The sequence below is a fragment of the Pseudomonas sp. TH04 genome, from assembly GCF_016651355.1.
Lineage (GTDB): Bacteria > Pseudomonadota > Gammaproteobacteria > Pseudomonadales > Pseudomonadaceae > Aquipseudomonas > Aquipseudomonas fluorescens.
In genome coordinates this window covers 5,459,710-5,473,241 of sequence record NZ_JAEKEA010000001.1, presented here as the reverse complement: position 1 = coordinate 5,473,241, position 13,532 = coordinate 5,459,710, and the positions used below count along the sequence as shown (strand labels likewise).

Annotated in this window: 14 protein-coding genes; all 14 read right to left on the bottom strand. The window is 61.3% G+C overall.

Annotated elements, in window-relative coordinates:
* Positions 1–53: 53 nt before the first annotated feature.
* The 14 genes from JFT85_RS24625 to fliS all read right to left on the bottom strand — a co-directional run bounded on the left by JFT85_RS24625 (position 54) and on the right by fliS (position 13,491).
* Positions 54–401: an Hpt domain-containing protein gene (locus JFT85_RS24625; RefSeq protein WP_053257302.1), complete on the bottom strand. Its 348-nt coding sequence runs from the start codon at positions 399–401 to the stop codon at positions 54–56.
* Between the two features lie 30 nt (positions 402–431).
* On the bottom strand, positions 432–2,150 hold the full coding sequence (locus JFT85_RS24620) for a fused response regulator/phosphatase (RefSeq protein ID WP_053257303.1): 1,719 nt from the start codon (positions 2,148–2,150) through the stop codon (positions 432–434).
* Entirely contained in the window at positions 2,147–2,452 is a 306-nt protein-coding gene (locus JFT85_RS24615; RefSeq protein WP_053257304.1) for an STAS domain-containing protein, read from the bottom strand. The genes JFT85_RS24620 and JFT85_RS24615 overlap by 4 nt, the downstream gene beginning before the upstream one ends.
* 121 nt (positions 2,453–2,573) lie before the next feature.
* Positions 2,574–3,023, bottom strand: coding sequence for a flagellar export protein FliJ (fliJ, locus tag JFT85_RS24610; protein WP_053257305.1), 450 nt, complete (start codon positions 3,021–3,023; stop codon positions 2,574–2,576).
* Between the two features lie 3 nt (positions 3,024–3,026).
* Complete coding sequence (gene fliI / locus JFT85_RS24605; protein ID WP_053257306.1) at positions 3,027–4,385, bottom strand: flagellar protein export ATPase FliI; 1,359 nt, start codon at positions 4,383–4,385, stop codon at positions 3,027–3,029.
* Entirely contained in the window at positions 4,375–5,139 is a 765-nt protein-coding gene (fliH, locus tag JFT85_RS24600) for a flagellar assembly protein FliH (protein WP_053257307.1), read from the bottom strand. Before fliH ends, fliI begins: the two co-directional genes overlap by 11 nt.
* A 10-nt stretch (positions 5,140–5,149) precedes the next feature.
* Entirely contained in the window at positions 5,150–6,166 is a 1,017-nt protein-coding gene (fliG, locus tag JFT85_RS24595; RefSeq protein WP_053257308.1) for a flagellar motor switch protein FliG, read from the bottom strand.
* Entirely contained in the window at positions 6,159–7,934 is a 1,776-nt protein-coding gene (gene fliF / locus JFT85_RS24590) for a flagellar basal-body MS-ring/collar protein FliF (protein ID WP_053257309.1), read from the bottom strand. Before fliF ends, fliG begins: the two co-directional genes overlap by 8 nt.
* Before the next feature lie 16 nt (positions 7,935–7,950).
* The gene (gene fliE / locus JFT85_RS24585; protein ID WP_016972029.1) at positions 7,951–8,280 is read right to left on the bottom strand and encodes a flagellar hook-basal body complex protein FliE; all 330 of its coding nucleotides are present in this window, start codon (positions 8,278–8,280) and stop codon (positions 7,951–7,953) included.
* Between the two features lie 145 nt (positions 8,281–8,425).
* The gene (locus JFT85_RS24580; protein ID WP_069551058.1) at positions 8,426–9,805 is read right to left on the bottom strand and encodes a sigma-54-dependent transcriptional regulator; all 1,380 of its coding nucleotides are present in this window, start codon (positions 9,803–9,805) and stop codon (positions 8,426–8,428) included.
* Positions 9,806–9,812: 7 nt separating this feature from the next.
* On the bottom strand, positions 9,813–11,024 hold the full coding sequence (locus tag JFT85_RS24575; RefSeq protein WP_053258023.1) for a sensor histidine kinase: 1,212 nt from the start codon (positions 11,022–11,024) through the stop codon (positions 9,813–9,815).
* 110 nt (positions 11,025–11,134) lie between these two features.
* Positions 11,135–12,610, bottom strand: coding sequence for a sigma-54 dependent transcriptional regulator (locus tag JFT85_RS24570; RefSeq protein WP_053257311.1), 1,476 nt, complete (start codon positions 12,608–12,610; stop codon positions 11,135–11,137).
* Positions 12,611–12,780: 170 nt separating this feature from the next.
* A complete protein-coding gene (locus tag JFT85_RS24565) occupies positions 12,781–13,077 on the bottom strand; it encodes a hypothetical protein (RefSeq protein ID WP_053257312.1) in 297 nt (98 codons plus the stop codon).
* A gap of 24 nt (positions 13,078–13,101) precedes the next feature.
* Complete coding sequence (fliS, locus tag JFT85_RS24560) at positions 13,102–13,491, bottom strand: flagellar export chaperone FliS (protein WP_053257313.1); 390 nt, start codon at positions 13,489–13,491, stop codon at positions 13,102–13,104.
* Positions 13,492–13,532: the final 41 nt, after the last annotated feature.

The window sequence follows — 13,532 nt, the reverse complement described above, 5'->3', positions numbered from 1 at the left end:
GCAGTCAGAGGTAATATAGCAAGAGTCGGGCCACGTTTTGCGAAGCCCGTCAGTCAAAGCTGAAACCGCTGGCGCTCATGCTCGTACAAAGGCCGGACCAGCGCGAACTCCTGGTCGATTTCATCGACCAGCTCACCGAGGTCCACTCGAAAAGGCTCGGCAGAGCCGTCTTCCAGTCGGCGACACAGCTCTGCCAAGCGCACCGCGCCCAGATTGCCACTGCTGCCCTTGAAGCTATGCGCAATCCGCCCCAGCGCCTTGGCATCGTCACGCGCCTTGCGCAACGCCTCGACACGCTTTTGCGAATCGTCAAGAAAGGTATCGAGCAACTTGGGGTACTCGCTCTCCATAACCTCTTGCAAACCCGACAACACATCAGGGTCCAGATGAATCTCAAGCACTTGTTCGCTCCTTGATCAAGAATCGGCGGATTATGCCAGAGCCCCCCAGCAAAACTCCACGCACACGCTGCGCCCACCATCGGACCAGCGTACAGCGCTGCTCAGTTGGCGCACCAGACTCAAACCACGGCCAGACAGACGGTCGACATCCAGCGGCCGCGCCAGCACCTGCTCCACGTCAAACCCGGGACCGCTGTCGTCGATGCGCAGCGTCATTTTGCCGCCCATGGGGGTCGGCACCACCTGTACGTGCACACGCACATAACCACTGTTCAACTGCATGAGGCGCTGATTGCGCTGGTGGTAATACTCGGCGAAGCCCTGCGCATCACGCTTGAGCCGCGAATCCAGTTCCAGCACGCCATGCTCCAGCGCATTGGAATACAGCTCGGCCATCACACTGTAGAGCGCCCCACTCTGCTCACGCAGGCCGTGGACCTCCAGCAGCAGTTGCAGCAGGTACGGCAGCGGGTTGTAGCTTTTGAGCGCCTGTGCGCGAAACTCGAAGCTCACCGCCCAATCCAGCGGGCTCGCCTGGCCGCTGTCGGCATACAGGGGCTCCGCCGCACGCAGCGGCTGGCCGGCCTGCAAGGTGATCTCGACCATGCTGACGTCATCGCGCGCCTCACCCCGAAATGCCGCCAGGGCCTGTTCAATATCCTCAAACAGACGGTCAGGCTTGCGGTTGGTGGCAAACACTTGCTGCAAGCGCTCGACACCGAACAGCTGGTCATTAGCGTCGGCGGTGTCCAGTACGCCATCGGAGAGTAAAAATACCCGGTCGCCCAACACCATCGGCCAGACTTCCGTGCTGTCATCAAACGCTTCGGCGGACAGCACGCCCAACGGCAGATGCCGCGACACCAACGGCGTGCGCTTGCCCGTGGCGATCTCATGCACATAGCCTTCGGGCATGCCGCCGTTCCACACCTCCACCACGCGCTGCTGGGCACTCAGGCAGATCAGTGTGGCGCAACAGAACATGTCCACCGGCAGAATACGCTTGAGCTTGGCATTCATCTCCCGCAGGGTTTGCGCCAGGCCGTAGCCCTTGGCCGTCATGCCGTAGAACACTTCCGCCAGGGGCATGGCGCCGACAGCCGCCGGCAGACCATGGCCGGTAAAATCACCGAGCAACACGTGCATGTCACCCGACGGGGTGTACGCCGCCAACAGCAGGTCGCCGTTGAACAACGCATACGGCGATTGCAGGTAGCGAATGTTCGGCGCCGCGTTGATACAGCCGGAATGCGCCACCTTATCGAACACCGCCTTGGCCGCCCGCTGCTCATGCAGCAGGTAGTCATGGTGCCTGGCGATCACGTCACGCTGGCGCAAGACCGTGGCCTGCAAGCGGCGCAGGCGGTCCATGGCATTGATCTTGGCTGCCAGGATCAGTGGGTTGTAAGGCTTGGGCAGGAAATCATCCCCGCCGGCGTCCAGGCAGCGGGCCAGGGCTTCACTCTCACGCAGCGAGGTGAGAAAGATGATCGGCACCAACGCCTCCCCGGCCAGCTGCTTGATTCGGCGCGCCGCTTCAAAGCCGTCCATCACCGGCATCAGGGCATCCATCAACACCAGTTGCGGACGCTCGCGGCTAAACACGTCGACGGCTTGCGCACCATTAGTCGCCGTCAGCACCTGATGGCCCTGACGCCGGATGATGGTCGACAGCAACAGCAAATCGGCCGCACTGTCTTCGGCGATCAGGATCGTCAGCGGCTCAAGCACGGGGGCCAGGCTGCTCAACTGATGTCGAACAGTTTGTCGAAGTTGGAGATACCGAGGATCTTGCGCACATCGGAGTTGCTGTTGACCACCTGCACCTCGGCACTGTCGCCACCGGCATGGTCACGTAACAGCAGGAGCATGCCCAGGGCCGAGCTGTCCATGTAAGTGGTGTCCTTCAAGTCCACCACGTAGACCTCGGGCACCTTGTAGAAGCGCTCATACGCATCGCGAAATTTCTGGTGGCTACCGAAATCGAATCGGCCCTTGACTGTAATCGTCAACTTCGTCCCATCCAGGGATACTTCTGACTCAATTGACATGCGACTGCTTCCTTGTCATTGGCTATGTGCAACAAGGTTTAGCAGGTGAACCGGCGATGGGCAACACGGCGCGTCAAATGTGGCAGCTGGCCGGCCCGCTCCTACCGTGGAGCGGTGGTCACTAATACTGTGATTGGCGGGGCAGGCGCTGTGACAGCTCATCAAGCAACTTTTGCTCGCGCTTGTCTTCGATCGCCCGCGCTTCGTCGATATAGCGCTGCACCAGCTTGCGCAAACCTTCAACCCGGGCGAACGCCGCTTGCCAGCTTTCACGGGCCTTATCGAGGTTGTTCTGGTGCCAGGCCAGGCTCTGGCGCTGTTGGCCGACGGCGGTTTCCAGCTGGTTGAGAAAGCCCTGGTAGCCCATCAGCCACTGGCCGGACACGCCCTTGCTGCCGCGCTCGATCCACTGCTGCTGGTATTCGCCACGAAAGCGCTCCAGGTCGCCCAGTTTGCTTTCCGCCAGGCGCACCTGGCCCTGGAAGTAACCCAAGCGCTGGACAGCGGCTTTCTCGGCTTTTTCAGCCATGTCCACCACCGGCGCGAGGCGCGACGAACGGCTACTGGCCATGGCTTAGCCGCCGGGTGCAGGAGCGAAGATCGAGCCCAGGTGCGCTTCGCTTTCACCCATGCTGATCTTGTCGTTGAGGCCCTGGCGCAGGTAGGTCACCAATTGCGGCTGCAAGGCAATCGCCAGGTCGGTTTCGCGATCGCCACCGGCCACATACGCGCCGACGCTGATCAGGTCGCGGCTCTGCTGATAACGCGACCACAACTGTTTGAAATGTTGCGCGCGGGCCATGTGCTCCGGCGTGACCACCGCCGGCATCACCCGGCTGATCGACGCTTCGATATCGATAGCCGGGTAATGCCCTTCTTCGGCCAGCCGCCGCGACAGCACGATGTGGCCGTCGAGCACGCCCCGCGCCGAGTCGGCAATCGGGTCCTGCTGGTCATCACCTTCGGACAACACGGTGTAGAACGCGGTGATCGAACCGCCGCCGGCCTCGGCGTTACCGGCGCGCTCGACCAGCTTGGGCAGCTTGGCAAACACCGACGGCGGGTAGCCTTTGGTGGCGGGCGGTTCGCCGATGGCCAGGGCGATTTCCCGCTGGGCCTGAGCGAAACGCGTGAGCGAGTCCATCAGCAACAGGACGTTCTTGCCCTTGTCGCGAAAATATTCGGCGATACGCGTGCAGTACATGGCGGCGCGCAAGCGCATCAGCGGTGCATCATCGGCCGGGGATGCGACGACAACGGAGCGCTTGAGGCCTTCTTCACCGAGGCTGTGCTCGATGAACTCCTTCACTTCACGGCCGCGCTCGCCGATCAATCCGACCACAATGATGTCGGCCTCGGTAAAGCGCGTCATCATGCCGAGCAGCACGGATTTACCCACACCGGTACCGGCAAACAGGCCCAGACGCTGGCCACGACCGACCGTCAATAAACCGTTGATGCTGCGAATGCCCACGTCCAGCGGCACGCTGATCGGGTTGCGGTTGAGCGGGTTGATGGTCGGGCCGTCCATCGGCACCCAGTCTTCAGCCTTCATGCCGCCCTTGCCGTCCAGCGCGCGACCGGCGCCGTCGAGCACACGGCCGAGCATGCTCATGCCCATCGGCAGGCGGCCCGTGTCGGCCAGCGGCACCACACGGGCACCGGGGGCGATGCCCGCCAGGCTACCGACCGGCATCAGGAAAATCTTGCTGCCGGAAAAGCCCATCACTTCGGCTTCGACCTGCACCGGGTGGTAGCTGTCGTCATTGATCACCAGGCAGCGGCTGCCCATGGCGGCGCGCAGGCCTTCGGCTTCGAGGGTCAGGCCGACCATGCGCAGCAGGCGCCCTTCGAGAACGGGCTGGCCAGGCAACTCGGTGGCCTCGGCGTAGCCGCTCAGGCGCTTGGCGAAACTGGTGCGATCAAGGCGCATCGGGGGCGTCCAGGTCCACGCTCAGGTCAGGCTCGGCCGGGTGCAGGGCCTGTTCATGGAGTTGATCGAAGAGCTTGGCCATGATCTGGCTGATGCGGGTTTCCACCGTGGCATCGATGCGGCTGTGTTCGGTCTCGACGCGGCAACCGCCGGGCAGCAGCGCCGCGTCCTCGACGATGCGCCAGGTTTCTTCGTGGCGCTCGCGCAGGGCTTTGACCTGCTCGAAATCCTGGGGGTTGATGTACAAGCGCACATTGCCGACGCCCAAGGGCAGCAGCTTGAGGGCTTCGCGCATCACGCTTTCGAGGTGGCTGGAATCGAGCACCAGTTCGCGCTGGATCACTTGGCGAGCGATGTGCTCAACCAGGCCGACCATGGCTTTTTCCAGTTGCGAATCCTGTTCGGCGATAGGATCGAACAGGCTGCCCATCAAGCGTTCCAGGCTGGCCAGCTTGACGCTCAAGGCCTCTTCGGCTTCCTGGCGCACCTTCAGCGTGGTGCTGCGAAAACCGTCTTTTTCACCCGCCGCAAAGCCTTCGTTGTAGGCCTCCTGACGGATGGCTTCCAATTCTTCAAGGGTCAGTGGCTGGACTTCATCCAGCGGCACCTCTTCCATTTGCGCAGGCGGCTCTTCGACATACGCAGGTTCCGGCTCCGGCACATGCGGGTCGAAACTGGGCAACGACCAGATGTCGAACCCGCCGACATCCCGCGCGCGAATCAGATCGCTGGGCGTCTCATCTTTGTTCGACATGCGCAGCGCCTTAGATCATTTCTTCGCCGCCCTTCCCGCCGAGAACGATTTCTCCGGCTTCGGCCATACGGCGGGCAATGGTGAGGATTTCCTTCTGGGCGGTTTCCACGTCGCTGACGCGTACCGGGCCTTTGGCTTCCAGGTCGTCGCGCAACAGTTCGGACGCGCGCTTGGACATGTTCTTGAAGATCTTCTCTTTGACGCCTTCGTCCGAACCCTTGAGGGCCAGCACCAAAACGTCGGACGACACCTCACGCAGCAACGCCTGGATACCACGGTCGTCGACATCGGAGAGGTTGTTGAACACGAACATGAGGTCTTCGATCTGGCCGGACAGGGTGTCGTCGATCTCGCGGATCGAGTCCATCAACTGGCCTTCGACCGAACTGTCGAGGAAGTTCATGATGTCGGCCGCGCGCTTGATGCCACCCAGGGTGGTACGCGAGGCATTCGAGTTGCCCGAGAACTGCTTCTCGAGAATCGTGTTGAGTTCTTTCAGCGCGGCCGGCTGCACCGTGTTCAGCGACGACACGCGCAGGATGATGTCCAGGCGCACTTTATGGTCGAAGTGGCCGAGCACTTCACCGGCCTGGTCCGGGTCGAGGTAGGCAACCACGATGGCCTGGATCTGCGGGTGCTCGTAGCGGATCACGTCGGCCACGGCGCGCGGTTCCATCCATTTCAGGCTGTCCAGGCCACTGGTGTTGCCGCCCAGCAGGATGCGGTCGATCAGGCCGTTGGCCTTGTCTTCGCCGAGGGCCGAGGTGAGCATCTTGCGGATATAGCTGTCGGAACCGACGCCCAGGCTGGTCTGGTCGCCGACGATTTCGACGAACTCGCTCATCACCTGCTCGACTTGCTCACGGTGCACATTGCGCATCTGCGCCATGGCCACGCCCACGCGCTGAACCTCTTTGGGGCCCATGTGGCGCAGCACTTGTGCGGCGTCGGTCTCACCCAAAGACAGCAGCAGGACTGCGGCTTTATCGACCTTGGTGAGCTTGGCAACAGCGGCTCGATCATTCATCTGCGTTAATCCACTCTTTCACGACCTGAGCCACACGGCCCGGGTCTTCTGCTACCAGACTCTTGATTGCATTCAGCTGAGCGTCATAGCCTTCGCTCGGGCTTGGCAACAGAATACTTTGCGGGCCGCCCAGGCTGACGCGGTCGTTGGCCAGTTCGCCGTCCAGGCCGCCCATGCCACCCAACTCGACGTCGCTTCCTGCAAGGGCAAGCTGCTTCTTGCCGTGGCCGGTGATGTTGTTGAGCACCGGACGCAGCACGCCGAACACCAGCACCAGGATGAACAACACACCCAGCACTTGCTTGACGATGTCCCAGAACCACGGCTGTGTGTAGAACGCAGGGTCGGTGATGACTTCGCCACGCTCGACCGAGAACGGCATGTTGATCACGCTGACGCTGTCACCCCGGCTGGCGTCAAAACCAACGGCGTCCTGTACCAGGCGAGTGAAGCGCGCCAATTCGTCGGCACTCCACGGCGCACGGGTCACCGCACCGTCAGCGGCATTGACCTTGACCTGGTCATCGACCACCACCGACACCGACAGGCGATTGATTTTGCCCTGCTGCTGTTTGGTGTGGCTGATGGAACGGTCGAGCTCGAAGTTCTTGGTCGACTGGTTACGCTTGTCCGCCGGGTATGGCGCGAGCATCGGCTGGCCGGTGGCCGGGTCCATGATCTGCTGACCGTTGGCGTCCAACAATGGCTGGCCAGGCTGAATCGCAGCGGCGGTCGCGGCAGCGCCGCCCGTGGTTTGCGGCGCCGAAGCCGGTGCCGGCGGCTGGTTGCTCAGGGCACCCGGCACACCTTGCGGGCCATTGCTGGCGGTGCGTTGTTCGCTGGTCGACTGCTCGCTGCGCAGGGCCGGCTGGTCCGGGTTGAACTGTTCAGAGGTCGATTCGACCGCGCTGAAGTCCACGTCGGCAGACACTTCAGCCTTGTAGCGGTCGTTGCCGAGCACCGGCTGCAAAATATTATGCACGCGCTGGGTGAGCATGCTTTCCATGCGACGGCTGTAATCGAACTGCTTGCCGGCCTGGGTCAGCGCAGAATTTTCTGCCATGTCCGACAGCAGGTTGCCCTTCTGGTCGACCACGGTAATTTGCGATTTGCTCAGTTCGGGAACGCTGGTGGCCACCAGGTTGATGATCGCCAGCACCTGGCCAGGCTCCAGGGAACGCCCGGAAAACAGCTCGACCAGCACCGAGGCGCTCGGCTTGCGTTCGTCACGGACAAACACCGAGCTCTTCGGAATCGCCAGGTGCACGCGGGCGCCCTTGACGTTGTTGAGGCTTGAGATGGTGCGCGCCAACTCGCCTTCCAGGCCACGACGGTAGCGGGTGGCTTCCATGAACTGGCTGGTACCCAGGCCCTGGTCCTTGTCGAGGATTTCAAAACCGATGTTGCTGTCGGACGGCGTCACGCCGGCGGCGGCCAGCTTCATGCGTGCACGGGCGACGTCATCGGCCTTGACCAGCAACGCGCCGGAGTTGGGTTCTACGGTATAGGCGATGTCGGCGGCGGCCAGGGTTTCCATGATCTGCTTGGAATCCATGCCGGCCAGGCTGCCGTACAGCGGGCGGTAATCAGGTTGCTGCGACCACAGCACCACGGCAAAACCAATCGCCACGCTGGCAGCCAGGCCGACCATCAGGCCCACCTGACGCAACATGGTCATTTCGGAGAGGTTTTCCAGGAACGACAAACCAAACAGCGGCGGCTTGCCGTCTGTCTTGGCGGGTACGTTGTCCACGACTGCTTCTGCCATGACTTAAATCTCGTCCTTAAACCGGCATCTGCATGATGTCTTGATAAGCCTGAACCAGCTTGTTACGCACTTGGGTCAAGGCCTGGAAGGAAACACTGGCCTTTTGCGAGGCGACCATCACATCGGTGAGGTCCACGCCGCTTTTGCCGATTTCGAAGGCGGTAGCCAATTGATTCGAGGCTTGCTGGGTATCACTGACTTTGTTGATTGCCTGACCGAGCATGTCGGCAAAACTGCTTTGGCCCAATTCCGGCGCTGGCGCGACGGATTTCGGTTGAGCCATGGCATCCATTTGCATGGAGCGCATATCCAACATCAACCGATTGAACTCAATACCCTGGCTCATGACCTTCTCTCTCCGACGACCCGCAATTTTTTGACACTACGCAGCGGTTACTAGGGGTGGTAGCAACAAGGGTGCCAAATCCATAGCGGTTCGTAAGAAAAGGCGACAAACCCTGTCAGCCTAGGCTTTTTGGAGGGCGCGATTCTCAGGTCGCGAAAAGGTAGGCTTCCACATCCATCCCGGCGTCGCGCATCTGCGCCAGCTTGTAGCGCAAGGTGCGCGGGCTGATCCCCAGCCGTTCGGCCGCTTCTTTGCGGCGGCCGCGTTCGGCACGCAGGGTGTCGATGATCATCTGGAATTCGCGGCGCCGCAGGTCGTCCCCCAACGCACCGCCCGACTCAGCTTCGGCGACCGCCACGGGCGCCGGCGCAAGGCTCGGCAAGGGGGCCGCGCCACTGCCCATGGCCAGGCAGAAATCCTGGGGCTGAATCAAACCGCCCTGCTGCAAAATCAACGCACGCTGGATCGCATTGTCGAGTTCCCGCACGTTGCCGGGCCATGGGTAGCTGATCAGGCAGGCCTGGGCTTCAGCCGACAGCCGGGCCTGGGCGTGCTTCATTTTTTTGACGTGGTTGTTCAGCAGGCGCTCGGCCAGCGGGATGATATCCGCCGGGCGTTCACGCAATGGGCGCCAGGCCAGAGGGAAGACCGACAGCCGGTAAAACAAGTCTTCCCGAAAGCGCCCCGCCGCTACTTCGCCCGCGAGGTCGCGGTTGGTGGTGGCGACTACGCGGATATCCAGCTGGATCGGCTTGCGCGCGCCGACGCGCTCTACTTCACGCTCCTGCAACACCCGCAGCAGCTTGGCTTGCAGGCCCAGGGGCATTTCGGAAATCTCGTCGAGCAGGATAGTGCCGCCGTCGGCCTGTTCGAACTTGCCGGCCTGGGCCGCAATGGCGCCGGTGAACGAGCCTTTTTCATGGCCGAACAACGTGGCTTCGAGCATGTTGTCGGGGATGGCCGCGCAGTTGATGGCGATAAACGGTTGCTTGGCGCGACCCGATTGCTGGTGGATATAGCGTGCCAGCACCTCTTTACCGGTGCCGGACTCGCCGGAGATCAGCACGGTTGAATCACTGCGCGCCACACGGGCGGCCAAGTCCAGCAACTGTGCACTGGCCGGTTCGAAGGCAATCGGGCCTTCGCCTTCGGCGGCCGAGATCACGCCCAAGGCATGCCGCGCGACCAACTCGATCAAGGCTTTGGGTTCAAACGGTTTGACCAGGTAATCCGCCGCGCCCTGGCGCATGGCATCCACGGCGCGCTCGACCGCGCCATGGGCGGTCATCAGCAACACCGGCAGTTGCGGCTGACGCGCGCGCAGCAGGCCGAGCAACTGATGGCCGTCCATACCGGGCATGTTCACGTCGCTGACCACCAGGCTGAAGGACTCTTGCTCAACAGCCTCCAAGGCCTCCTCGGCAGAGCCGACCGCCCGGTAGTCATGGCCCGCCAACAGCAGCGTGTCAGCCAATGCTTCACGCAGGGCGCGATCGTCTTCCACCAATAAAACCTTGATAGCCATAATCCTTTTACTCCGCGCTTGCCGCGCTGGAAAACAGCGGCAAGGTCATCAATGCACAGGTGCCACGCCCCAACCGGGAACGCAGCTGCAATTCTCCCTGATGGGCCCGTGCCACCGCCTTGACCACGGTCAGGCCGAGGCCAGTGCCGTTAGTCTTGGTGGTAAAAAACGGTTCGCCCAGGCGTCGCAACACCACGGGGTCGATGCCACTGCCGCTGTCGCTGATACACAGGCGCAAGGTTTGCCCGCGGCTGTACAGGTGCACCTTGAGTCGCGCACCGGGGCCGCTGGCCTGGGTGGCGTTTTCGATCAGGTTGAGCAAAGCGCCGACCAGCGTGTCGCGATTGCACAGCAACTCGCCAAGGTGGCTGTCGCACTGCCAGCGCACATTGACATCATGGATATGCGTCGCCGCCGCCGATTGCAGCGACTGCAGCAGCTCGGACGGCGTGATGCGGTCAGTCAGCGGTAATTCGCCGCGGGCAAACACCAGCATGTCGCGCACCTGGTGCTCCAATTCATGCAGGCGCTCCTTGAGGCGGCCGGCAAATCGTTGGTGGGTAGCGGCCGGCAGTTGCTCATCAGTCAAATGACTGGCGTAGATCAACGCCGCCGAGAGCGGCGTACGGATCTGATGCGCCAACGAAGCGACCATCCGCCCCAACGACGACAAGCGCTCATGGCGCGCCAGTTGGTCTTGCAGGTGACGGGTTTCAGTCAGGTCGTTGAGCAGCACCAACTGGCCGGGCTCGGCGTCCAGGGAGCGCGTGGCGATGGACAGGCGACGGCCGTCCTTCAGGGAGATTTCGTGACCGTCGTCCTCACGCGGTGCGAAGCAACGGGTGATGACATGGCGCCACAACTCACCCTCAAGCGGTTCGCCCAACAGGTCGCGCGCGGCCGGGTTGGCTTCGCGGACATGGCCCATTTCATCAATAACGATCACGCCACCGGGCAACAGGTCGAGGAGATTTTGCAGACGGTTGGCCAGGCGCTCTTTCTCGGCCAGCTCTTCCATACGCTGGGCGCTCACCACCGCCAGCTCGCCTTTGAGCTCGGACACCCGGGCTTCCAGCAAGCTGTAAGAGTCGGTCAGTTGACTCGACATCTGGCTGAACTGCGAGAACGCCTGTTCAAGACCCTGCCGGGTAAGCGGCTCTGCAGACGGAACGAGCCCCGGGATAGCAGGGGCTGTAGAAAGTTGGGCGGCGTGGGGCATCATGCTCTCTCGCTTGGCTGACCGTCAGTTAAACGGAACGTTGCGAGGGCTGTAGCAATACCCGTGCCTAAAAAAATAGGCTTATTTTTCAGTCACTTAAAAAACAGGCGTCAATCATCCGCCTGTTCATCACCTTCCCGACGACTCATACCGTACTTGCGCATCTTCTCCACCAGGGTGGTGCGACGGATGCGCAGGCGCTCGGCGGCACGCGCGACGATACCGTTGGCATCGTCCAGGGCCTGCTGGATCAGGCCTTGTTCCAGGCTTCCGAGGTAGTCCTTCAAGTCCAGGCCTTCCGGCGGCAGCATGGCGCTGGAACCGAAGTCCGGCGTGTGGCCGTTAATCGCGACGCGCTCTTCGAGGTCGGTGCGCAGACTGTCGACCAGCTGCTCGTCTTCGTCATCGACGTAGCGGAATTTCTTCGGCAACTCGACCACGCCGATCACGCCATAGGGGTGCATGATCGCCATGCGCTCGACCAGGTTGGCCAGTTCACGGACGTTGCCCGGCCAGCCGTGACGGCACAGCGACATGATCGCGGCGGAATTGAAGCGGATCGAGCCGCGCTTTTCGTGCTCCATGCGCGAAATCAGTTCGTTCATCAGCAGCGGGATGTCTTCCACCCGCTCACGCAGTGGCGCCATCTCGATCGGGAATACGTTGAGGCGGTAGTACAAGTCTTCACGGAAGCTGCCCACCTCGATCATGCTTTCGAGGTTTTTGTGGGTGGCCGCAATGATGCGCACGTCGACGCTCTGGGTCTTGTTGCTGCCCACGCGCTCGAAGGTGCGCTCCTGCAGCACGCGCAGCAGCTTGACCTGCATCGGCAGTGGCATGTCGCCGATTTCGTCGAGGAACAGCGTACCGCCATTGGCCAATTCAAAACGCCCGGCACGGCTGGTGATTGCCCCGGTAAAGGCACCCTTCTCGTGGCCAAACAATTCGCTTTCCAGCAGCTCTGCGGGGATTGCCCCGCAGTTGACCGGCACAAAGGGTCCGTCGCGGCGCTTGGAGTGATAGTGCAGGTTGCGCGCGACCACTTCCTTGCCGGTGCCCGACTCGCCGAGGATCAAAACACTGGCGTCGGTATCGGCCACTTGCTGCATCATCTGGCGCACGTGCTGGATCGCACGGCTGGTGCCGACAAGGCTGCGGAACAGGTTGGGTTCACGATGACGGCCGCGCTCGCGCGCCTGGTCATACATCTCGCGATAGACCTGGGCACGGTGCAGGGAGTCGAGCAATTTGCTGTAGCTAGGCGGCATTTCCAGGGTGGAGAGCACACGGCGGCGCTGGTCTTCCGGCAGGTCCACGGAAGAAATATCACCCATTAGCAACACCGGAAGGAACTCATCCCAGGTCGACAGTGTCTTTAACAGGCCAAGCACCGCGCCAGGAGCGTTTACCGTCCCGATCAGCACACAAATGACTTCACGGCTCGATGACAATGAGCTGACCACCTGCTGCCAATCGTGGCTGCCGCAGGGAAAATTTTCTTCGCCAAGAAAATTCAAAATGACCGCTAAATCGCGGCGGCGGACGCTATCGTCATCAATCAGCAGAATTTTGGTTTCACGCCACATGCAATAGCAACTTCCCTAGTAAAACGCTCTGCCCCAGAGTGAGGGCAATCTAGACGCTTGTAAGACTTCTTACCTTACTAGACGTCTGAAATCTGAAAACAGCACTAGTTAAGTCAAAAATGCTGGCACAGTCAAATATATGACGCGCCGTTCGGACTAACCGAGCCCATTCAGCCGAACAGATGGTAAACCTTTGACGCACTTTCCGCTCGGTTGATCTGCGACATCTCTTCGAAAATCGCCTGGCGCTCGCCCGTCGTCACCTCAAGTAATTGCTGATATACCGCCAGCAAACTCTCCAGTTTTTCCCGCAGGGCGTCTTCGTCCACCGGCGCATTATTGAGCGCCTCATCAATCACCGCACGGCATCCCATATCCAGTTCGCCGATAGCGTCCCAGTTACGTTCGGCCAATGCATCGACCAAGGCTTCGCGGGTTTCGTCAATCCGTTGCAGGGCGTGGCTCATGACATCATCCTCAGGCCTGGCGGCCTACAGTGTTGCAATACCGTCCCAGCCTTCCTTGAGCGTAATCATCAGGCCGGCTACTTCGTCGATCATGGCGACATCGCTTTTGCTGTTGGCTTCCAGCAAGCGCGTGGTCATGTAGGCATACAGGTTATCCAGTTGCTGCAAAGCCGCCGGATCATCGGTTTTTTCCGGATTCAGGCCGTCACGCAAACCGATCAGAATGTCGATCGCCTTGCCCAGCAGCAGGCCTTTTTGCGCGATATCACCACGAGCCATGGCGCCCTTGGCCTGCGCCATGCGATCGAGTGCGCCCTCCATCAACATCTGAACAAGACGGTGCGGGCTGGCCTCGGAGACTTGGGCATGGGAATTGACCTTCTGGTATTGGCGAAGGGCTCTCATGGGATTCATGTTTCTACCTCGTGACAGGCAACAGCTAAAAAAGATGGGCT

Excerpts from the sequence above, each read along its gene's own strand:
- JFT85_RS24615 (WP_053257304.1), bottom strand. The coding sequence starts at position 2,452 with ATGTCAATTGAGTCAGAAGTATCCCTGGATGGGACGAAGTTGACGATT.
- fliS (WP_053257313.1), bottom strand. The coding sequence starts at position 13,491 with ATGAATCCCATGAGAGCCCTTCGCCAATACCAGAAGGTCAATTCCCAT.
- JFT85_RS24565 (WP_053257312.1), bottom strand. The coding sequence starts at position 13,077 with ATGAGCCACGCCCTGCAACGGATTGACGAAACCCGCGAAGCCTTGGTC.
- fliH (WP_053257307.1), bottom strand. The coding sequence starts at position 5,139 with ATGTCGAACAAAGATGAGACGCCCAGCGATCTGATTCGCGCGCGGGAT.
- fliF (WP_053257309.1), bottom strand. The coding sequence starts at position 7,934 with ATGGCAGAAGCAGTCGTGGACAACGTACCCGCCAAGACAGACGGCAAG.
- fliI (WP_053257306.1), bottom strand. The coding sequence starts at position 4,385 with ATGCGCCTTGATCGCACCAGTTTCGCCAAGCGCCTGAGCGGCTACGCC.
- JFT85_RS24570 (WP_053257311.1), bottom strand. The coding sequence starts at position 12,610 with ATGTGGCGTGAAACCAAAATTCTGCTGATTGATGACGATAGCGTCCGC.
- JFT85_RS24580 (WP_069551058.1), bottom strand. The coding sequence starts at position 9,805 with ATGGCTATCAAGGTTTTATTGGTGGAAGACGATCGCGCCCTGCGTGAA.
- JFT85_RS24575 (WP_053258023.1), bottom strand. The coding sequence starts at position 11,024 with ATGCCCCACGCCGCCCAACTTTCTACAGCCCCTGCTATCCCGGGGCTC.
- fliE (WP_016972029.1), bottom strand. The coding sequence starts at position 8,280 with ATGAGCCAGGGTATTGAGTTCAATCGGTTGATGTTGGATATGCGCTCC.
- fliJ (WP_053257305.1), bottom strand. The coding sequence starts at position 3,023 with ATGGCCAGTAGCCGTTCGTCGCGCCTCGCGCCGGTGGTGGACATGGCT.
- fliG (WP_053257308.1), bottom strand. The coding sequence starts at position 6,166 with ATGAATGATCGAGCCGCTGTTGCCAAGCTCACCAAGGTCGATAAAGCC.